At 37.4% G+C, this 19,324-nt stretch carries 21 protein-coding genes and 1 riboswitch; of the genes, 3 read left to right on the forward strand and 18 right to left on the reverse strand.

Annotation, left to right across the window (positions count from 1 at the left end):
* Window positions 1–24: 24 nt before the first annotated feature.
* Entirely contained in the window at window positions 25–399 is a 375-nt protein-coding gene (gene rbfA / locus SOLCA_RS18605) for a 30S ribosome-binding factor RbfA (RefSeq protein WP_014682021.1), read from the reverse strand.
* Window positions 400–571: 172 nt separating this feature from the next.
* Here rbfA and SOLCA_RS18610 point away from each other — a divergent pair, with 172 nt between their 5' ends.
* Window positions 572–778 (forward strand): RNA-binding S4 domain-containing protein, encoded by a 207-nt coding sequence (locus tag SOLCA_RS18610; RefSeq protein ID WP_014682022.1) that lies wholly within the window; start codon window positions 572–574, stop codon window positions 776–778.
* Between the two features lie 10 nt (window positions 779–788).
* Here the strand turns inward: SOLCA_RS18610 and SOLCA_RS18615 are convergent, their stop codons facing one another.
* The 8 genes from SOLCA_RS18615 to SOLCA_RS18650 all read right to left on the reverse strand — a co-directional run bounded on the left by SOLCA_RS18615 (window position 789) and on the right by SOLCA_RS18650 (window position 9,252).
* The gene (locus SOLCA_RS18615; protein WP_014682023.1) at window positions 789–1,586 is read right to left on the reverse strand and encodes a DUF1365 domain-containing protein; all 798 of its coding nucleotides are present in this window, start codon (window positions 1,584–1,586) and stop codon (window positions 789–791) included.
* 346 nt (window positions 1,587–1,932) lie between these two features.
* Complete coding sequence (locus SOLCA_RS18620; protein ID WP_014682025.1) at window positions 1,933–3,240, reverse strand: NAD(P)/FAD-dependent oxidoreductase; 1,308 nt, start codon at window positions 3,238–3,240, stop codon at window positions 1,933–1,935.
* Between the two features lie 282 nt (window positions 3,241–3,522).
* Window positions 3,523–3,912 carry a RidA family protein gene (locus SOLCA_RS18625; RefSeq protein WP_014682026.1) on the reverse strand — a complete coding sequence of 130 codons (390 nt, stop codon included), beginning with the start codon at window positions 3,910–3,912 and terminating at the stop codon, window positions 3,523–3,525.
* Between the two features lie 98 nt (window positions 3,913–4,010).
* A complete protein-coding gene (locus SOLCA_RS18630; protein ID WP_014682027.1) occupies window positions 4,011–4,877 on the reverse strand; it encodes a hypothetical protein in 867 nt (288 codons plus the stop codon).
* A 293-nt stretch (window positions 4,878–5,170) separates the two neighbouring features.
* Entirely contained in the window at window positions 5,171–5,917 is a 747-nt protein-coding gene (locus SOLCA_RS18635) for an acyl-CoA desaturase (RefSeq protein WP_014682028.1), read from the reverse strand.
* 317 nt (window positions 5,918–6,234) lie between these two features.
* Window positions 6,235–7,656: an amidohydrolase family protein gene (locus tag SOLCA_RS18640; protein WP_042480182.1), complete on the reverse strand. Its 1,422-nt coding sequence runs from the start codon at window positions 7,654–7,656 to the stop codon at window positions 6,235–6,237.
* 10 nt (window positions 7,657–7,666) lie between these two features.
* Entirely contained in the window at window positions 7,667–8,344 is a 678-nt protein-coding gene (locus SOLCA_RS18645; RefSeq protein WP_014682030.1) for an ankyrin repeat domain-containing protein, read from the reverse strand.
* A gap of 56 nt (window positions 8,345–8,400) precedes the next feature.
* Complete coding sequence (locus tag SOLCA_RS18650; RefSeq protein WP_014682031.1) at window positions 8,401–9,252, reverse strand: helix-turn-helix domain-containing protein; 852 nt, start codon at window positions 9,250–9,252, stop codon at window positions 8,401–8,403.
* A gap of 102 nt (window positions 9,253–9,354) precedes the next feature.
* Here SOLCA_RS18650 and SOLCA_RS18655 point away from each other — a divergent pair, with 102 nt between their 5' ends.
* Window positions 9,355–10,377: a zinc-dependent peptidase gene (locus SOLCA_RS18655; protein ID WP_014682032.1), complete on the forward strand. Its 1,023-nt coding sequence runs from the start codon at window positions 9,355–9,357 to the stop codon at window positions 10,375–10,377.
* Between the two features lie 154 nt (window positions 10,378–10,531).
* Here SOLCA_RS18655 and thiD read toward each other — a convergent pair whose 3' ends face one another.
* From thiD to SOLCA_RS18690, 7 genes are all read right to left on the reverse strand, one after another.
* Entirely contained in the window at window positions 10,532–11,365 is an 834-nt protein-coding gene (thiD, locus tag SOLCA_RS18660; protein WP_014682033.1) for a bifunctional hydroxymethylpyrimidine kinase/phosphomethylpyrimidine kinase, read from the reverse strand.
* A 15-nt stretch (window positions 11,366–11,380) separates the two neighbouring features.
* Entirely contained in the window at window positions 11,381–12,013 is a 633-nt protein-coding gene (gene thiE / locus SOLCA_RS18665) for a thiamine phosphate synthase (protein WP_014682034.1), read from the reverse strand.
* Window positions 12,006–12,815 (reverse strand): hydroxyethylthiazole kinase, encoded by an 810-nt coding sequence (gene thiM, locus SOLCA_RS18670; RefSeq protein ID WP_014682035.1) that lies wholly within the window; start codon window positions 12,813–12,815, stop codon window positions 12,006–12,008. The genes thiE and thiM overlap by 8 nt, the downstream gene beginning before the upstream one ends.
* Window positions 12,816–12,870: 55 nt before the next feature.
* Window positions 12,871–12,963, reverse strand: a riboswitch (TPP riboswitch).
* Window positions 12,964–13,019: 56 nt separating this feature from the next.
* A complete protein-coding gene (locus SOLCA_RS18675; protein ID WP_014682036.1) occupies window positions 13,020–13,676 on the reverse strand; it encodes a YceH family protein in 657 nt (218 codons plus the stop codon).
* Window positions 13,677–13,717: 41 nt separating this feature from the next.
* Window positions 13,718–14,059 (reverse strand): hypothetical protein, encoded by a 342-nt coding sequence (locus SOLCA_RS18680; RefSeq protein WP_014682037.1) that lies wholly within the window; start codon window positions 14,057–14,059, stop codon window positions 13,718–13,720.
* Between the two features lie 8 nt (window positions 14,060–14,067).
* Window positions 14,068–14,985 (reverse strand): tetratricopeptide repeat protein, encoded by a 918-nt coding sequence (locus SOLCA_RS18685; RefSeq protein ID WP_014682038.1) that lies wholly within the window; start codon window positions 14,983–14,985, stop codon window positions 14,068–14,070.
* A 23-nt stretch (window positions 14,986–15,008) separates the two neighbouring features.
* Entirely contained in the window at window positions 15,009–15,452 is a 444-nt protein-coding gene (locus SOLCA_RS18690) for a GNAT family N-acetyltransferase (RefSeq protein ID WP_014682039.1), read from the reverse strand.
* A gap of 97 nt (window positions 15,453–15,549) precedes the next feature.
* Between SOLCA_RS18690 and SOLCA_RS18695 the strand changes: the two genes are divergently transcribed.
* The gene (locus tag SOLCA_RS18695) at window positions 15,550–17,475 is read left to right on the forward strand and encodes an adenylate/guanylate cyclase domain-containing protein (protein WP_014682040.1); all 1,926 of its coding nucleotides are present in this window, start codon (window positions 15,550–15,552) and stop codon (window positions 17,473–17,475) included.
* Between the two features lie 685 nt (window positions 17,476–18,160).
* On the opposite strand, the gene SOLCA_RS18700 is transcribed toward SOLCA_RS18695, so the two are convergent.
* The gene (locus tag SOLCA_RS18700) at window positions 18,161–18,595 is read right to left on the reverse strand and encodes a carboxymuconolactone decarboxylase family protein (RefSeq protein WP_014682041.1); all 435 of its coding nucleotides are present in this window, start codon (window positions 18,593–18,595) and stop codon (window positions 18,161–18,163) included.
* An 83-nt stretch (window positions 18,596–18,678) separates the two neighbouring features.
* Window positions 18,679–19,257: a Crp/Fnr family transcriptional regulator gene (locus SOLCA_RS18705; protein ID WP_014682042.1), complete on the reverse strand. Its 579-nt coding sequence runs from the start codon at window positions 19,255–19,257 to the stop codon at window positions 18,679–18,681.
* Window positions 19,258–19,324 lie beyond the last annotated feature (67 nt).

Raw genomic sequence — 19,324 nt, forward strand, 5'->3', positions numbered from 1 at the left:
TTGGTGAATAACCAAGGTCTTTTTTTATTCTTCAGAAGAGCTCGATTTGGGTTGCTTTTCAATCTCTTCAAATAGCTTATTCATTTTAGACACATACTCTTGAGTATCGTCTATAAAAAACTCAAGTTCCGGAATTACCCTTACTTGATCTTTGATACGCTTTCCTAATTTATAACGGATCTCTCCTTGTTGCGCTTTTACTGAATTTATAGATTGTTGTGCTGTTGTTGTATTCAGGAAACTTAAATAAATACGAGCCAATCCTAAATCAGGGGTCACGCGAACTTTAGTAACTGTTACAAAATTATTAGGAAAGAAACTGCTGCCCTCCTGTTGAAAAAGGTCTGCCAGGTCTTTTTGTATCTGTCGTGCGAATTTCAATTGTCTTTTCGATTCCATCTCTTCAATTTCTTTAAATTAAACACAAATTCCAAATCTGAGTTTGCAGATCAAAGGTAATGTTAAAAAAATAATTCACGTAAAATCAACAAAGGTTCATGGGGACTTATAAATCACATCTGCCTATCATGGATTTACAATAAAAACTATCTTTGCGTTTAAATTACTCCAGATGAACACATTTAAACTTAATACCGAATTCATTGAACTTATAAAACTCCTGAAAGCCGTTGGTATTGCCGAAAACGGTGGACATGCACAAGCGCTTGTTGAAGCTAATGAAGTTAAAGTAAATGGTACGGTTGAAACACGTAAACGTGCTAAATTAAGATCAGGTGATAAGGTTGAAACACCTTATGGGTCCGTTTTGATTGAATAATCATTAATTTTTATGGCCTGTAGGGCTTATATGCTTCACGCAAGAGTTCAGGATACTCTGTTTTTTTTTGATAAGGCATGCCAAGTAACCATAGTTTTAAACCCTGCAGGTGAATAAGAATTACCACCTTAAGTGTAACAAACGGATGCTTAATGCTTAACCAGGCTAAATTGAATCCACTAAGCTTTCTTTTGTTACCAATCAATGTGGTCACAAAAAACTTCTTGCCTTCCTTATTCTGATCATCAATTTTAATGGAAAACTTTTTAGAAGGAACCTCAAGGTTAAAATGAAAGTTTACATTATGATCTATAAAAGGTAAAACATCAAAGTATTTAGGTGTATCCAGGTAAAAACGATGTCCGCGTAAGTTTTCCTTCCCGATAAAGTAGGGTTTTTGTTCTTCAATTGCATTTCCCACTTGCACCAATGCACAAACGGGATCATTATACTCATCAATAAGAAAATAAAAAGAAACAGGGTTAAACTGATAGCCCATTGTACAAACGCTGGTGAGTAACATGATCCGTTGATCACCTGTTTCAATTCCGTTTTCAGCAAAGTAAGACACTATATTCTCTTTAACAGGCCTGCCCTTTTTTATTGCAGGAGAAGTAAAGTCAAGGTGATCACTATCTCTGAAATTAAACACGTTGAACCTATTCCGGCTAAATAAAATTCGTTTTTGGGCTATAAAATCAATCTCGTCAAGATCAAGGTAGAACATAAAAATCCTGTAATAGAACCTGTTTCTGCGGGGTTCTAACCTATTATGCATTACTAAACATTCATACAAACAGGAATTCATAGGAAATTTATTCTAATTTAACTTATTTTTGCCGGGGCTTTTTTATTTTTGCCCCTAAATACTTAGAAAATTATGTTGTCAATTTTAGCTGCTTATATCGCGCCTGCTCAGTACGTAATTCCATCGTTGATCTGCACGGGTTTAATTTTGCCAATTTGCGTAATCTTGATTTTCGAGAAACAACGCAAACATGAGTTAGAAAACCCTTCACACAACGAAGAAGATCATCATTAATATTTAAAGGGTTGGGTATTTTATCTTATACAATATCCAACCTTTTAAGTTTAATTGGCGGCTACTTTTTTCTGTAAGCCGTTATGTCTTTGTATAAGAACAATCAATGTGTCTATAATTTAGCGATTTTAGCCGTGTTTGCGCATACTTTAATTGCATTTGCACAATTGAGTCCTGCTGTGTAAGCATCTTCATGAAAACCATACTTAAAATAACTCCCGCAATAAAAAGTGGTTTTCTCCTCTCCGTCTATTTCCGACAACTGATTTAACTTATATAACTGCTCTTGAGCGGCTATCGCTTTAAGGTCGAACAATGGATGTTCGTATTCAATTAAATTAATTATTTTCTTTTCGTTAATCAAGCCCGGATCGTTTAAAGAGACAAAATAATTTACATCACTTGATACATCTTGTAGCTTATTCATCCAATAAATGGTACTGGTTTTACCTAGCGACTCAACTCTGCAATTCCAGGAAGACCATACTTTCTTATTAGTAGGCATAACCGCCTCGTCGGTATGAACAGTAGCAATATTCTTTTCATACCTGAAGTTCCGTAGCAAGCTGTATTCCAAATTGGTGGCCTCATCTTCCAAAATGCGCAAAGCCTGATCAGAATGACAAGCAAATACCACTTTATCAAATTTTTGAACAGAACCGTCTTCAAAAAACAAGACAACTTCAGGGCGTTCGTATATCTTCTGTCTTTTTATCCCTACAACCCGTTTGTTAATTACGATGTTTTCTTTAAAAGATTTGATGAGTAAATCACGATAAGAATGACTTCCATTTTGTAAGGTATACCATTGATGCTGTGTATTTAGTCCTAAAAAACCATGGTTTTTAAAAAACCGGATCAATGTTACGGCCGGGAAGTCGAGCATTCTGTTGGCAGACGTTGACCAGACCGCTGAACTCATTGGAATCAAGTACTTATAAAGCATTTCATGTCCGTAACCCTTTTCTTTCACATATTGACGAAGCGTATAACCTGCAAATTGTTTATTCTCCAGGTCCTCAATACTTTCTTTATTGAAACGATCAATCTGCATCAACATTTTAATATACTCTACATTGAAGATATTCTTACGTTGAGCAAATAAACCATTAAATCCCGTGCTGCAGTACTCCAGACCCGATTCACAATGTTGCACACTAAACGAAACATTAGACTCAATAACCGGAGCTTTAATCTCGTCAAACAAGCGGCAAAGATTTGGGTAAGTAACTTTATTAAATACGGTAAAACCTGTGTCAAAACGAACAATCTTGTCATCTTCGGCAAGCGTAAGCGTATTGGTATGCCCTCCTACATAATTATTTTGTTCGAAGAGTGTGATACTAAAATGATCTTTAAGATGATAAGCGGCTCCCATACCAGCAATACCGGTTCCTATAATTGCTATTCTCTGCTTCATTTATGATCTGTTTTTGCTAACTACCGAATGGTTGTATGACTAAAATACCTTATATGGAGCATCTTTGTTTCTACTTTTTTGATTTCACGTATAAGTACGTTTTTTGTTACATAACCAAAAAGTGGATTGTATTAAAATGATTAAGAAGGGAAAATGATAGAATTAATAATCGATAGTTTTAATAGGATTTGGACATATAAGAGCATGTCGTAAGGCATGTTCGCCTTCGATAAGAAATCCTGAACCCAAAAAGTAATCCCGGACAATAATTAACAATAAGGATTATACAGTAGTTATAATCGCTGTTGCTTCGATTTCAACTAACAAGAACTCATCAATTAGTGCTTTAATTTCAACCATAGATGTAGCTGGTTTAATCTCTTTAAAGAACTCAGCATGAGCACGGCCGATTTCTTCCCAATGGCTGATATCGGTAACAAACATCCTGGTTCTTACTACATCTTTCATAGAAGCACCCGACTTAATTAATGTTTCTTCAATTTTTTGCAGAATACACTTAGTCTGTTCATAAAAATTATTAACGCCGACAATATTTCCATCCACAATGGCCGTTGTACCTGATATTTCAATTGTATTTCCAACTTTAACAGCACGGCTATAACCAACAATGTCTTCCCATTTGGCACCTGAACTTATGTTTTGTCTTTTCATGCTTAAAAATAACTATTAGTCGTAAGGGATGAAAACTTATAAAAAAACGACCCGTCTTTTCAGATCGGATCGTTAAGTTAAAAGGAATTGTAAAAGTGTTAAATCCTGAAGCCAAGCACCCAATAATTTTCGAGGAATTTAATGTGTTGGCTTGCACCATCAATTTTGTTGCGCCCAGTGGTATGGATGTTATTCATATCTAAATAACCGGCCTTAATATCTGACTGAAAATAAAGCCATTTTAAAATATTGAACTTAATACCGGCGCTTGCGCTGATACCCCATCCGGCAACATTAAAATGATTGTTCTCGCCTGTCTCAAATAAACGCACATCACTTCTAGGCAAAACGATTCCTGCACCAAGTCCGGTTACCACTGTTAAGCCTAACTTCGGATGCCTTTTTGATTGCCAAAGTTGGTCATATCGTTCACCTGCAACACTGATATAATTTAGGCCATCTGTATGTTCAAATGTTAAGAAATCCGGAAAAATATTAATTGGATCATTATTATAATCTCCTGCATAATTACCTGAAGGTTTATTGGTTGGAATCCCGGGACTAGAAATTTCCTCACCAATATGTCCGGATATTTTAACTGTTTGCGGAACCTGCATTACGTATTTCATATGATCCCATCCTACCGAAATGCTGTATTTATCGGAAATAAAGTACCCTAAGCGATAATTGTATTGCGGAACAGAGAATTCGGTAATATTCAAATACTGCCACGATAAAGATGACGGTCGGTCTTTTGCTACTACATCATGCAGTGTGAAATTATAATTAGGACCAGAAAAGTTAATGTCACTTTTGGCAAACCAGGCACGGTTATACCCCCAATAAAAATAAAATTGTCCTTTTTTTTGAAGTTTGAAATCTGTACTTAATGAAGACGGCATGGTTTGAGCGTTTGCTGTGAATGCTGCAAACAATAGGGAAAGACTAATAATAAATGATCTCATTACAATTGTTTAAATACTTGGAAATAGAGATAATAGGTTGGTTTTTTTCGGAGTGGAGGCGAAAGTAGATATAAAAACCAATGGTATTAGCCGTCAAAAAGGGATGTATCAGGATTGATTGAGAAGAACTAAGTGTAAAGATGACACTACTATGATATTAACAAAAAAGCCCCCCAGTCGCTCTTCTGAGAAGTTTTTGATTTACAGGAAACTATGTGTTTAAACATTTGTTTCCATTGATTCGATAACTTTAGGAAATAAAAAAGCCCCGAAATTTCGGAGCTTTGGCGTATCTAAGTTGTTACTTTTCGTAATTGAATAATTCTTACCCAATGCATCACTTTCATCACAGGATAGACAGGATCAAACTCCCACCATTTTTTTGCAAAGTTGGGGCTATTTGGGTATTTATGGTGGTTATTTTGGAACAACTCACCTAGCATCAAAAATTCAACAGGAGTTGTATTTTTTGATTTATCACCATTATCATAGTTTGCATATCCGTATTTATGGCCACACCAGTTTACTACTGCACCGTGAATAGGTCCCATTAACCAGTGAATAGGTAATAACAAATAGAAGAAAGGTGAATAACCTAATCCAAAAATGAACCATGTATAAATAGCGACATAAATTAAGCCGATGCTAACTCGGGTAATCATTGAATCACCAAATTTATCTAACCAAGGCCATTCAGGATAGTTTCCTTTAAACTCATTTTCCGGTTCTTTCAATCGCATAACATAACTGTTGTAAATGCGGCGGGTTTCCAACATCATTGACCAAACATCATCAAAAAAGTGAGGCGAATGCGGATCCTTTTCCGTATCAGAATAGGCATGATGCATTCGGTGCATAATTGCATAAGCTCTTGGATTCAGAAATGAAGACCCCTGAAAGAAGAAGGTCATGAAGTAAAATGTTTTCTCCCAAAACTTATTGGTTGTAAACATTTTGTGTGATGCGTATCGGTGCAGGAAAAATGTTTGGAAAAACAATGAAAGAAACCAATGACACAAGAAGAAAATTAAAATCGGCACAATAGTAAAGTTTATTGGTAATTAAAAGCGTTTTTGATAAAATTATTATGCAAGCATAATATATCTTAAAATGGCAACGGTCTTTACAGTGAGAAAACCCCATCAGCAAAGACCGTTATCTATATGTATAAAATCGTATTTACAAGAACTTACCCCTTTTTTAATCTACTGACAATGACCGTTCAAAATCATTATATAGATTAATTAAAGATTGCGGCAAAAATACTGAAAACTTCCGATTATAAAAGGCTATCAGACAGAAACAAAAAAGCAGGCCCAAAAATAGGCCTGCCCGATCCTAACACCATTTACTAAACTTATTTAGTCTTAGATGTCAGTACCTGAACCTCTCCAAGCAGTTGATCCAATTTCTTTCTGTTAAACAATTTGCCTTTGGTTATTACGGCATAAATTCTTTGTGTATTTGAAATGTTTTCTAACGGATTTTCATCTAAGAGTAAAACATCTGCAATTTTTCCTTTTGCAATTGCCCCGTAATTATCTTTATTAAGAAAAGCCGGCGAGTTAACCACAGAAGCTTGTAATGCTTCAAGCGGAGTTAGACCATACTTTACTAACAGCTCCAGTTCCTGATGCAAACCTAAGCCGGGATAATCATAAGAGTTCAGGAAACCTGCATCGGTTCCAGCCAAAATTTTCACGCCTGCTTTCTGTAGCAAGGGCAAAATCGAAGCGGTTTTTTCAAAAACCTCATGCCTGAACTCAATTGCTTCTGCATTATCTTGCGCAGCTCTCTTTGCGCGCCAGTCGTAGGTTCGCTGTAATCCTTTGCCGATGTATTTTAAATAATCGTCACTCTTATGATCGTTTTTATCTAAGTATGCTACTGTATAACTAATGTTTAACGTAGGTGTAACGGCTGTTCCCTTTTCAGCCATTTTCTTATAAATGGCAAGTGCAGATGCTTCATCAAAGTTTTTAAGTATCTCTTTTGAAATTGCTCTTCCTTTTAGCTCTCCTTTAGCAATTTTCACCGAAATCTCTTTTTCGTTTTTTGTTCCGGCTTTCCATACATAGCTTAAATGTTCAACAGAGCTCAAGCCCGCATCAACCACTTCTTCCATCGTTAAGGAATAAGGAACATGACCTGATATTTTAAAGCCTCTGTCTCTTGCCGCTTTAATTGCCTCAAGATAAAGCTCCGGCTTAATTGCGTTATCGGTGATTTTAACAAAATCGACTTTTAACTTTTGAAGAGAGTCCAATGCTTTACTCAACTCTTCGCTTGTTGTTATCTCAAGGTCCCCTGGCCATATTGATTTATAGCCTTCCAGCTTAGGTCCGGAAGTAAAAATGGTTGGGCCAAGTAATTTACCATTATTGATAGCTGTTCGCCATTGAAGAACGCTTGGGGTGATATCAGCTGCAGCATCTCTTACAGTTGTTATTCCATAAGCGATAAATAAGGGAAGAAGATTTTTGTTCTCGGTAATTAATGTGTCTCCTCCACCAAAATGCATATGCATGTCCCATAAACCAGGAAGCACATACTTACCATTCGTGTTTACAACCTCTTTTGCTTGATATTTAGAAATCTTTTTGCTATCAACCACATCGACAATGACTCCATTGTTAATAACAATTGATTTACCTGTTTCTATCTTTCCTGTTTTTACGTTGATGATTTTTCCTGACTTAATAATCAGGTCAACTTTGGTTTTTTGAGCAAAAGCCGAAAAGCCTACCAAAACCAATAAAACTGTAATTATTCTCTTCATCCAATGTAAATTATCTGGCTCCTGCCTTTTCAAGAATGACAACAATTTCTTTAAAACCTCTCTGTTTTGCATGTGCAAGTGGTGTTATTCCGTCATTATCGGGAATGTTTACATCACAACCGACATCCACCAATAATTGAACAATTTGAACATGAACCGGACCTCCGTTGCTTAATACAATTGCCTCCATCAAGCCCGTCCAACCAAGACGGTTAACGTAATCTTTAGGAAACGATTTGTCTTTCAATAATTCCTTCACTATTTCTATATGACCTCTTTCACAAGCCGGAATTAATGCGGTTCCTCCATATCGATTATAAACTTTATAGTCGGGGTTAGCTGTAAGGCACATTTTGAGGATTTCTACGTACCCACTTGCTCCGGCGTACAAAAAAGGACTGTTCAACATCTTGTCCTGCGCATTCACATTGGAGCCTTGCGCTATAAGCAATTTTGCCGCTTCAGTATTGTTTTCGTATGTGGCAATCATAAGTAACGTTTCACCCTTATCATTTTGTTCTTCCAGATTTCCACCAGCATCAATCCACCTTTTTAAACCGGAAATATCATTCTTCTTAATCATTTGAAAAACCTTATCTGATGTAATCATTGTTTCTTTTTTGTGTTGCGAACAAGCATTAAAACTGATTGCAGTTATCAACATAAAAATGGCAAGCCCATATTTCATACAAAATGAATTAATGAACAAAATTAAACGTGAATAAGGTGATATTATGGGACAGATTAGAGCAACCCGGGTGTTTTTCCCTTCTTATCTCTGAATTCTAATGGAGAAAGTGAAGTGTGTTTTTTGAAAAATCTTGAGAAATAAGAGCTGTCGCTAAAGCTTAGTGAAAAAGCGATTTCTTTAATATCCAGATTGGTAAGGATAAGCATCCGTTTAGCCTCAAGCATAATCCGGTTACGGATAAACTCCCCTGCTGTGTAAAACGACTCCCGTTTACAAACCGCATTAAGATAATTGGCTGAAACATTTAACTGACTGGCGTAAAAAGCCACTTCATTATGTTGATGATAGTATTTCTCTACCAGGTGCTCAAATTGGTTTATCATACGGACATCAGAACCCGATGAATGGAAAGGAAACTGCTCAACATACCATCTTTTCAATAGTAACAATATAATCTGAAGCCGATGCTGGAGAATTTGAGTTGAAGTATGTTCTTTTCTTTCAAATTCCTTTATCATCAACCTGAACTCTTGCTGAAGCTCATCGTTTTGTTCAGCATTTAATAATAATACAGGTGTTGACGATGCATTAAAAAAAGGCAATGAAATTGTTTTAGACAGGAAAGCATCGGAAAAGAGCACCTGAAATCCAGATGTGTTTTTTGAAAGATTCCATTGATGCGCCTGTCCGGGAGCTAGAAAAAACAAGATGCGCTCTTTTACCTCGTACTCGTTAAAATCAATGGTATGAGTTCCTGAGCCGGAATTAACCAACAATAACATAAAAAAGTCATGCTTATGCGCATCATCAATTAATGGCATATTTATGGGAGCATGCTCAACGATTTTGAACTCATTCGCCAACGGCATCTTTACGATCTGATCAATTCCAATGGTTTTTAACATTTTCTTATGCACTGCGATAAAAGTACTTTTAGCTGACTGTCGTTGACAAAAGCTTTCTGATAAGCTAAAATTAGTTTATTTTCCGCTTTCAATTTTACTTGCTTGTACGAATTTTCCTTTTACCTGTTTGTTGGATGCTGGGGAGCTATCCGTTACTATTATTTTTTTAAAAAGAATCATGATGCTCAATACGTCGAAGAATCATTCAACGTAACCAGCCATCAAAACAAATTACTACTCCAATATTTTCCCTACTACCGCCAGCTTTCTGAGAAAGGAAAGAAACGCTTTGTATTGCGGACACAACAAACGATAAAATCAATCATAATTCAAGGCAAGGAAGGATTTGTTGTAACAAACGATGTAAAGCTTTTGGTCGGAGCCTCCATTGCTCAGTTAACTTTTGGTTTCTCCAAGCCTCGCCTTAATGAATTAAAAGCTGTTCTGATTTTTCCGGATGCCTTTTATAGTCGTTTGCTGCGCAGGTGGGCCAAGGGTTTGGCGTTTGAGAATGGCAGTGTTTGCTTAAGCTGGAACCATTTTTTAAACGGCTACGAAGACTCTTCGGATGCCATTAATCTCGGTTTACATGAATTTGCACATATTCTTCGCTTTGAAGTATTTGAAGAAACTAATGAAGGTTTGTTCTCCAATCCATTTGTCGATAATTTTAAAGAGTGGGAAGATGCCGGAATGCCTGTTTTCATGAATGTAAGAAAGGGCAAGGAAGATTTTTTCAGGTCATACGGCGGAGCTAATACCATAGAGTTTTTTGCTGTTTGTATTGAGAACTTTTTTGAGAAACCTGAAGTGTTTAAAAAAGAACTCCCCTATTTATACGACAAACTATGCTTACTTATGCAGCAGGATCCATTAAACACTAGCAAGGATTACTCTTTTGATGAAATCGATGAGTTTTCTTTAAGCCCATCAAGCGAACAAGGATATGAACTGTGGTGTTCATCGATAGAACAATCGATATGGAATTCTGTCAAGTCATTAGCTTATGCCACTACATTCCTTATCATTTTTGCACTAACCAATCATTTTATAGCAAATCCAACTATTGCTGAGCAAGGAGGGTTTGTTTACCTGCGTTTGTTTTCAGCGTCTGTCTTATTTTAGTTTCAATACGTTGGAGCTACTATGATAAAGAATATGCTTCCATTAAAAACCGTGAATTCCTAAATCATCTTTTCAGAACCGTTGTTCCTTTGCTACTTGTGGTTATCACAGTGTATTTTATTGTTTTCTTTAGGGAATTGACAGCATAAACTGCTTATAAGATTTCATACTTAATTAGTTTTTGAGGATTAAAAAAGTGATTCAAGGGACCATTTCCCTCTCCGGTTCTCACATCCTTTCCTGCTTCAATAACTTCTTTGATATAATCCCGGGCCAAGCTTATGGCTACATTTAACCGTTCGCCTCTGGCCAGGTAAGCGCCAATGGCTGAAGATAACGTACAACCGGTTCCATGTACATTATTACTTTGAATAAATTCCCCTTCAAACACTAGTTCATTTCCGTTTGCATCAACAAAAACATCGTATAAAACTTTGCTCTTTAGATGGCCTCCTTTCACTAAAACAGATCTACATCCGGTTTCCAATAACTTAATGGCTGCTTTTTGCATGTCATCTACATTATCCAACTTCACACCTGTTAATACAGCCGCTTCATCCAAATTTGGTGTAATGACTGTTGCCAATGGAAAAAGATGACTTGTTAAAACATCAACCGTTTCATCTTCGATCAGTTTATGTCCGCTTGTCGAGATCATAACCGGATCAAGCACTACAGGAATAGAGGGCTCTTTTAGCAATATTTCAGCGATTCCCTTTGCCAATTCAGCAGAATGTACCATCCCGATTTTTATGGCCTGTGGCTTAAGATCGTCAATAACTGCTTTAATCTGTCCTTTCACAATATCTACTGGGATGCTGTGAATAGCTGTTACTCCAAGGGTATTCTGAACAGTTATTGCTGTTATCGCAGAAGTGCCAAAACAACCCAATGCTGAAAAGGTCTTTAAATCGGCCTGTATTCCAGCTCCTCCTCCACTGTCGGATCCGGCGATTGTTAGCACAACAGGATATTTATATTGTTTCATGTTGGTTGACGATAATTATAAACTCTGTTCGATTAACGCTCTTATCTCAGCCGCAGCCCTATAAGGTTCATTTGCCGAGCAAATTGCGGAAACCACTGAAATGCAATCGGCTCCTGATTTAATTACCGCCGAAATATTACCTTTATTCATATTTCCAATAGCCACAATCGGCTTTTCAGTTAAACCTCTTACTTTTTGCACTCCCTCCAAACCCCATTCAGTAATGGTATTTGTCTTAGTTGTTGTAGAAAAGACCGGGCTCAATGCAATATAATCCGAAGCTGCAACTTCATTGCTTTTCAGTTGTTCAATCCACTCCAATGAATAGCCAAGAATTTCACAAGTATCCCACTGTTCTTTAATTGTTAATGGCGACAGATCGTTAACCCCCACATGAATCCCTGCTGCACGACATTTCATGGCAATTGCCAATCGGTCATTTACAATCAACGGAACCTTATAGTGATCCAGCATTTCTTTCAGCTGTATGGCTTTCCCAAGAAACTCTTTGTCCGAAATTTCCTTTTCACGAATCTGAACCACATCCACGCCGCCCTTAACTGCTTCTTCTGTTACCCATAACAGATCTCGTCCAAGACAAGCCTTCATATCTGTAACCAGGTATAATCGGTAAGGAAACTTATTCATAATGTTCGGTTAATTTCATTTCTTCCAACATTATTTCAGGTGAAAACTGATACAATGCGTCGATAAAGTTGACTTGTAAGCTGCCCGGACCATTTGAGATTTCGGCAGCAATTTCTCCGGCAATACCCATGGTAACCATAGCCGCTGCTGTAGCTTCAAAAGGAATTTCTGGATTGGCGGCACAAAAAGCACCTACTAAGGCCGTAGCAGTACAACCCATGCCGGTAACTTTTGGCATTAATGAATGGCCATTCTCAATAGAAATCATTCTATTTCCTTTTATTACAAAGTCAACTTCTCCCGAAACACAAACTACTGACCCCGTCGACTTACTCAGTAATCGGGCCGCCTCTACTGCTTCATTACTTTGATGAATGCTGTCGACTCCCTTTGTTTTACTATGCATATTTGCTAATGCCATTATTTCAGAAGCGTTTCCACGAATTACGGTTGGTGCATGCAAATCGATCAACTTTTTTAGCATTGCGTTTCTAAAGCTGGTTGCTCCCGCACCTACAGGATCAAGAATCCATGGTTTATTTAGTTCTCTAGCTTTGCCAATGGCTAGTTCCATACTTTTAACCCAGTATTCATCCAACGTGCCGATGTTCACCACCAGTGCTCCGGAAATCGAGACCATTTCGTCTATTTCGCTATGCGAATGCGCCATTATGGGCGATGCTCCGATTGCCAATAATGCATTTGCAGTATTATTCATAACTACATAATTGGTAATACTATGCACCAATGATCCCTGCTGTCTTAATGCAGACAAACATTTTACCAATTGATCTTTAATCATTGCAGTAAATAATAAATGAAGTAAATGGCTTAGCAGTCTCCGATTAGAGCATGTGAAGAATTTCTTCGCTTTTCCCTTCGTCGGTATTACCCGAATCAGGTTCAAAGGGTTTAATCTCAGTTCGCTCGGAACACCCCTAAAGCCAATAAATATGTTTAATAAACGCTAAAGATAGCGTTTATGTTTTTTAAATAGCGGGAACCTTTAGCCCATTAATTCTTTCATCAGCTTATCAAAAGCCTCTTTCATATCAGCAAGTTCTGTTTCAACTTTAACTAAACGTTCTTCCAGTTCAGCTACCCTGCTAACCGGCATTTCTGGTTGAACATCTTCGTCATCTTCAACAGATGGAGTTCCTCCAAATAAATGCATGTAACGAGCTTCTTTTTGTCCGGCTTTTTTAGGAAGTTGAACAACAAAAGGCAATTCAGGCGAAGAAAGCTTATCCAGCATTTCTTGTATCTCCTCTAGCGATTCGTATTCATACATTCTCCCCGAGTTCGTATTCAACTCTCCCAACGTTTGTGGACCGCGAAGCATCAGTAAACAAATCAGTGTAACTTCTGCCGGAACGATTGGAAAAACAATCCCCAAATTATGCTTGTATTTAACGGCTCTACTAGATCCTCCGGTAGCAGTTGAGATTAGCCCTTTCTTTTTTAAGGTATCTAATGCGGCAACGATAGTACCTTCATCATAATTAACCACCGGTTTACGAGAAGACTTTTGATTGCAAGCAGCCGTTAAACTATTCAGCGTTAACGGATAATATTCAGGAGTGGTTTTACTTTTTTCGATTAATGAACCTAGAACACGTTGTTCTACGGCATCTAAAAGAGGTAAAGATTGAGTTGCTTCCATTTCGTAAATATAATTTATCTGAAGAAAATTTGATCAAAACATTACTTCATTACTACAAGAGCAAAGATCACGGAAAATAAAAGTATTATCAGAGATGCAATTACACTTGCTTTTGCAATCGAAGGTTTGATTTTAGCATTTGATCTGAAATCCCATAAAGTAATTACCCAACCCCAGATCAGGGGTATAAGAAACAGAATAAATTTAATTACAGGTTTTTCTCCTAATTGAGCCGCGTAGTGTCCTTTGCCAAAAATTAGCCAGAACCCATAAAACTCCGCCACCCACACAAAAAGGACAACCATTAAAGCAAGTAGTGTTCTTAATATTAACTGAAAATAGCTGGTGTTGCCAGTTAAAATGGTTTTTAATGTGTTCAGCATTATACTATTCAATTACTTTTCTTTAGTTCAACTAGCTTTTCGTTTGCAAAGTTCATAGCTCCTTCATCTCCATATTTTAGAACCAATTCATAATACTTAATTGCATTTAGCTTATCCTTTTTCTGATAATAACACCAGGCAATATTGCTTAATACAATGTAATCTTTAGGAGAAAGTTTTTCTGCTTTCAATAATGGGATTAAAGCATTATCATATTCTTTTTTAACTAAATAAGTGATGGAAAGATTTGATAAACTCTCAACATGATCCGGATATAATTTAAGCACCGATTCTGCAATTGAACCTATGTAAGGTATGATATTATCATCTTTTACTTCATAAAGTTGAAAAACATAATCTTGAACAGAACCAAGCATAAAATTCTTAGCATCATTCAACGGTTTGCTTTCTGACCATTTCCATTGGTTATTTATCTGGCCAGAATATTCAACGGTCTTAATAATTTCCTCCGTAAACGCCCTATAGTTTTCAGTTAAACCAAGAACGTAAGTCTTACCGAAACGCATATCCAGCCGGTCAGGAAATTTTGAGATGCCTTTGTTGATATAATAAAACCCTGAATCAAGATCATTCGATTCATAGATAACTTTTCCTGTCAAGTAACCGACTGCCTCATTAGCCTGATTCTTCATTTCTATTGAGCTCCCGGCTTCCTGTTCTTTCTTCAGACTCAACACCTCTTTTCGACTCCTTTGAACATAAAAATTAATCGCAGCTACGTATAATTCCGGGTCATCCGGATTAGCCACTTCCCATTTCTTCAGTAACTTATATTGTCCAATTGTATCTTTTTTCAATACTAACTCTTTAAATTGACTATAGTAAGCCTGACCAAATAAGTGTAGGTTAGAAACAAGAACTAAAGAGAGAAGTGAAATTTTTCTGAGTATCGTAGTTTTTCTCATTCTTAATTCGATGACTTATTGGTTTACAAATAAACATTCGGATTGAACTTCTCCATATAGCGCTCAGGTTTTTCAACCGCATTAAAACCATATTGCTCATACAGTTTATGTGCATCCAATGTTAATAAAATCCATCTGCGCAAACCCTGCAGATTTGGATGGCTCATGATTGTTTCCATCAACCATTTCGACAAACCCTGTCCTCTGAACTCTTCATCAATAAACACATCTCCTAAATAGGCAATAGTTGTATAATCAGTAATTACACGGGCATATCCAACTTGGTGATCTTGATATAAAACAGCAAATGTTAAGCTGTTTTCAGCCGATGACTTAACTTTTTCAAAAGGAATCCCTTTTGCCCAATACGACTGATTAGCTAAATATTCATGAACAAACGCTAAATCAAGCTTTGATTTATCTGTTGTTATACTAAAGTCATTTTGGGTGACGGTAATGTGTTGCATAGACTGATAGCTTTTTGAAACTGTAATATTACAGATTTTGCCTGTTTTAGCATAAGATGCGACTATACTGTTTTATGATTTTTTGTTAACTTTCTGTATGCGTCAGCTTGCAGCCATATTATTTGCCGACATGGCAGGCTATACCAGCCTGATGCAGGAGAACGAATTGCTAGCACGAACGAAACGAAAACGCTTAAAAGAAGTGCTCGACTCTTCTGTTTCACGCTTTAATGGGAAAGTTCTTCAATACTACGGAGACGGTTCTCTAAGTATTTTTTCCAGCGCTAACGACAGTGTTGATTGTGCCATCGCCATTCAGCAGCAATTACAGGAAGACCCTAAAGTTGACCTTCGGATTGGCATACATACAGGCGATGTAACCATTGAAGATGAAGCAATTTATGGCGATGGTGTTAACATGGCTTCCCGTATAGAATCATTGGCAGTTCCTGGGGCAATTTTTATTTCTGAAAAGGTTTATGATGAGATAAAAAACCAGGATGCAATTTCAACTGTTGAGATGGGTTTCTTTGAACTCAAAAATGTTAAACAACCTATTCATGTTTTCGCTATTGCCAATAATGGCATTGCCGTCCCTTCAAGAAATGAAATAAAAGGAAAAACAAAGCAACCCGGAAACCGGCTTGCCGTTCTGCCTTTTGTAAATATGAGTTCAGATGTTGACAATGAATATTTCAGTGACGGCATTACAGAAGAACTGCTTAATGCCCTGACTAAAGTGGATGGCTTACAGGTAACTTCACGGACTTCTTCATTTGCTTTCAAAGGGAAGAATCATGATATCAGGGATATTGCCATGCAGCTGAATGTCGACAAGGTTTTAGAGGGAAGTGTACGTAAAGCTGGAAACAAGGTAAGAATAACCACTCAATTGATTAATGCTGTGGATGGCTATCATATCTGGAGTGAAACATATGATCGCGATTTAAATGACATTTTTGAAGTTCAGGATGAAATAAGCGGCATTATTGCCAATAAACTAAGAGAAAACCTGAATAGTAATCCAAAAGAAGAATCGCTGGTACATCCAACTACCAACAACTATACGGCTTATATTCATTATTTAAAGGGGCTTCATTTTTGGAACAAACTCACTCCCGCCGATACCTACAAGGCTATTGAGTATTTTGAAAAGGCCATTTCAATTGAGCCTGATTATGCCCAGGCTTATGCCAAGACGGCCATGGCTTATGGTTATTTAGGCGCAAAGGGGCAGATTTTGCCTAAACAGGCTTTTGAAATTGTCCATCAGTATGCCGATAAAGCCATGCGAATTGATCCAACTGTTGCGGAAAGCTACAGTGCTAAAGCAGGAGCTTATATTTTTTATGATTGGAAATGGAAGGAAGCTTATGAAGCACTGCAAATGGCATTGAAGCTAAATCCGGCAACTATGTCGACTTATGAGATGCTGGGTTTTTACCATATCGTAATGGGACAAAAGGAAGAGGCTGTTAAAATTCTTGAAAAAGCTGCCCAGATAGATCCTTTGTCACCGCTCATTATTCAATCGTTAGGAAACGCCTATATTATTGCAGAACGTTACGAAGAAGCAATTCGAGAGGCAGAAAAGTTACTCGAAATGAACCCCGAAATGCGCAGTGCCATGGAAATGAAGGCTTGGGGAATTGGTATGGGCGGCGACTGGCAATCATCATTAAAATGGTTTGAAGAAGTTCACAGGCTTACCAACCATCCGTTAAAAGGCTTGATGGGATTAGGGTTTGCCTATGCAAAATTAGGTGAACGGGAAAAGGCACTGGATTGCATCAAAAGAATGGAGCAGCGAAGCAAAGAAGAACCGAATTCAGTAATCGACGCTGATATGGCGGCCGTTTGGTTTGCCTTAGGTGAAAAAGATAAAACCTTTGAGCATTTATTCATCTGCATCGAAAAACACATGGGACCAGTTTGTTATTACCTTGAATACCCGCCTTATAAAGGAATAAAAGATGACCCGAGGTACATGGAGATTAGGAAAAAGGAGTTTTCGATCGGTTAAAGAATTTAAAACAATGTGTCACCCTGAGGCACGAAGGGTCTGTATCCGACAGTGCTACTATGTTTCAGATTCTTCGTTCCTCAGAATGACACAATTTTGTTGTTTCCTGAGATTGCCTTCTAAAAACACACCCCTAACCCCTCTCAAGAGGGGAATTTCTCTGCATGACGCATCAACATAGTTGATAAGATCCCCATCTTGAGAGTAAAGGCTTAGCTTATTGACAGGAGTGTCAAAAATGTCTCATTTTAGTATCCCATTTGTGCTTTATTCCACTTAGTCGCTTTCCGCGAGACTTACTTTTTTCATGCAGTGTTTCATTTTAAAGGTATTCAAGAATGCTGCGCATGTTTCCTGCAGCGAAAAAAAGTAAGCAAACCCCGCTCTCGGCTTAGCCGAGACTACGTACAGTTCTCCCGCAGTTTCTGCGAGAATTTACTTCAACTCTTCCGAACTGTACAAGGCGGAAATTGAACATATGTCAGGGTTAACTGCTCTAATTAATATAAAGAGTCGTTTTTTTAAAGCGATAAGGATTCCCCTTTAGGGGTTAGGGGTATTCTCGATGCATTGTCTATTTCCAAACCTTCATTCTCAAGAGGGGAATTTCTCTGCATGACGCATTAGCGAGTTGATAAAATTCCCCTCTTGAGAGGGGTTAGGGGTGTGTTATATATCCTTATAATTATTCCGGCTGCAAGTCAGTGCTGATACCAATCCGGTTCCAAGCGTTAATTGTGTTAATTGCCATAATGATTTGCGCCAGGTATTGCTCATCGAACAATTTAGCTGCACGTTCATAGGTTTCATCCGAAACATGATTAGCAATCAGCGTTACTTCTTCTGTTAATGCTAAAATGGCTTGTTCTTCTTCTGTGAAAAAAGGCGTTTCTCTCCACACACTTAAAACACCTAAACGACGTGGTGATTCTCCCGCCTCCAAAGCTTCTTGAATGTGCATATCAACACAATATGCACAGCCATTGATTTGCGACGCGCGTACCTTGATGAGCTCTTTTTGAATTGGGGTTAAACGAGATTGACTTAAATACTTCTCTAAAGCCATCATGGCTTTATATGCTTCAGGATCAGCAATGTTGATTTTGATTCTATTTTTCATGTTGATTTATTTTTCTTTCTAAATCAAAGGTCAACATTCACTAAACCAAAAATCTTAATCTAGTTCAAGAAATGAAACGCACTTTATTTTGCCCTGATCTTACTTAAGAACTCCGGCGTAAAACCGAGATAAGAGGCAAGCATGTATTGTGGTACTCGTTGTATAAATCCGGGAAAGCTGGTGGCAAAGTGATGGTAACGTTCTTCTCCTGTTTGGGTAAAGATAAACTTGATTCTCATTTGTGATGCCGAATAAGCTCGTTCTAAAACCAGTCGGAAATAACGCTCAAGTTTAGGAATCTTCTCAAACAACTCTTCCTGCACATGATAATCAATTGCAATTACTTCTGAATTTTCAAGTGCCTGAATAAAGAATCCGGAAGGAGTTTGTGTTACCATGCTGTTATAATCGGTTATCCACCAATTTTCGATGGCAAACTGAGTTATTTGCTTCACCCCTTTGTCATTAATAAGGTAATTACGAAGACATCCTTTAGCCACAAAATAATTGGCTTTACAAATTTGTCCTTCTGTAAGGAGGTATGCTTTCTTTTTTAGGGATTGATGTTTTAATAAGGATAATAAAAGATTTTCTTCTTTTTCGGAGAGTTTTACATATCGGTTGATGTGATTAAGAAGAGTTGATGAGGCGAGGTTTGTCATAAAGTGAAGTTAAGGTAAAAGTTGCTTGCTAAGGAATTAGATTTACTGTGTCATCCTGAGAACGAAG

The sequence above is a fragment of the Solitalea canadensis DSM 3403 genome (assembly GCF_000242635.2).
GTDB classification, from domain to species: Bacteria; Bacteroidota; Bacteroidia; order Sphingobacteriales; family Sphingobacteriaceae; genus Solitalea; species Solitalea canadensis.

Bases quoted from the DNA above. Each gene is read 5' to 3' on its own strand.
- SOLCA_RS18650 (WP_014682031.1), bottom strand. From the start codon at position 9,252: ATGTTAAAAACCATTGGAATTGATCAGATCGTAAAGATGCCGTTGGCG.
- SOLCA_RS18705 (WP_014682042.1), bottom strand. From the start codon at position 19,257: ATGACAAACCTCGCCTCATCAACTCTTCTTAATCACATCAACCGATAT.
- thiE (WP_014682034.1), bottom strand. From the start codon at position 12,013: ATGAATAAGTTTCCTTACCGATTATACCTGGTTACAGATATGAAGGCT.
- thiM (WP_014682035.1), bottom strand. From the start codon at position 12,815: ATGATTAAAGATCAATTGGTAAAATGTTTGTCTGCATTAAGACAGCAG.
- SOLCA_RS18630 (WP_014682027.1), bottom strand. From the start codon at position 4,877: ATGAGATCATTTATTATTAGTCTTTCCCTATTGTTTGCAGCATTCACA.
- SOLCA_RS18625 (WP_014682026.1), bottom strand. From the start codon at position 3,912: ATGAAAAGACAAAACATAAGTTCAGGTGCCAAATGGGAAGACATTGTT.
- SOLCA_RS18640 (WP_042480182.1), bottom strand. From the start codon at position 7,656: ATGAAGAGAATAATTACAGTTTTATTGGTTTTGGTAGGCTTTTCGGCT.
- SOLCA_RS18615 (WP_014682023.1), bottom strand. From the start codon at position 1,586: ATGAATTCCTGTTTGTATGAATGTTTAGTAATGCATAATAGGTTAGAA.
- SOLCA_RS18620 (WP_014682025.1), bottom strand. From the start codon at position 3,240: ATGAAGCAGAGAATAGCAATTATAGGAACCGGTATTGCTGGTATGGGA.
- SOLCA_RS18685 (WP_014682038.1), bottom strand. From the start codon at position 14,985: ATGAGAAAAACTACGATACTCAGAAAAATTTCACTTCTCTCTTTAGTT.
- SOLCA_RS18675 (WP_014682036.1), bottom strand. From the start codon at position 13,676: ATGGAAGCAACTCAATCTTTACCTCTTTTAGATGCCGTAGAACAACGT.
- SOLCA_RS18695 (WP_014682040.1), top strand. From the start codon at position 15,550: ATGCGTCAGCTTGCAGCCATATTATTTGCCGACATGGCAGGCTATACC.
- SOLCA_RS18645 (WP_014682030.1), bottom strand. From the start codon at position 8,344: ATGAAATATGGGCTTGCCATTTTTATGTTGATAACTGCAATCAGTTTT.
- SOLCA_RS18700 (WP_014682041.1), bottom strand. From the start codon at position 18,595: ATGAAAAATAGAATCAAAATCAACATTGCTGATCCTGAAGCATATAAA.
- rbfA (WP_014682021.1), bottom strand. From the start codon at position 399: ATGGAATCGAAAAGACAATTGAAATTCGCACGACAGATACAAAAAGAC.
- SOLCA_RS18610 (WP_014682022.1), top strand. From the start codon at position 572: ATGAACACATTTAAACTTAATACCGAATTCATTGAACTTATAAAACTC.
- thiD (WP_014682033.1), bottom strand. From the start codon at position 11,365: ATGAAACAATATAAATATCCTGTTGTGCTAACAATCGCCGGATCCGAC.
- SOLCA_RS18680 (WP_014682037.1), bottom strand. From the start codon at position 14,059: ATGCTGAACACATTAAAAACCATTTTAACTGGCAACACCAGCTATTTT.
- SOLCA_RS18690 (WP_014682039.1), bottom strand. From the start codon at position 15,452: ATGCAACACATTACCGTCACCCAAAATGACTTTAGTATAACAACAGAT.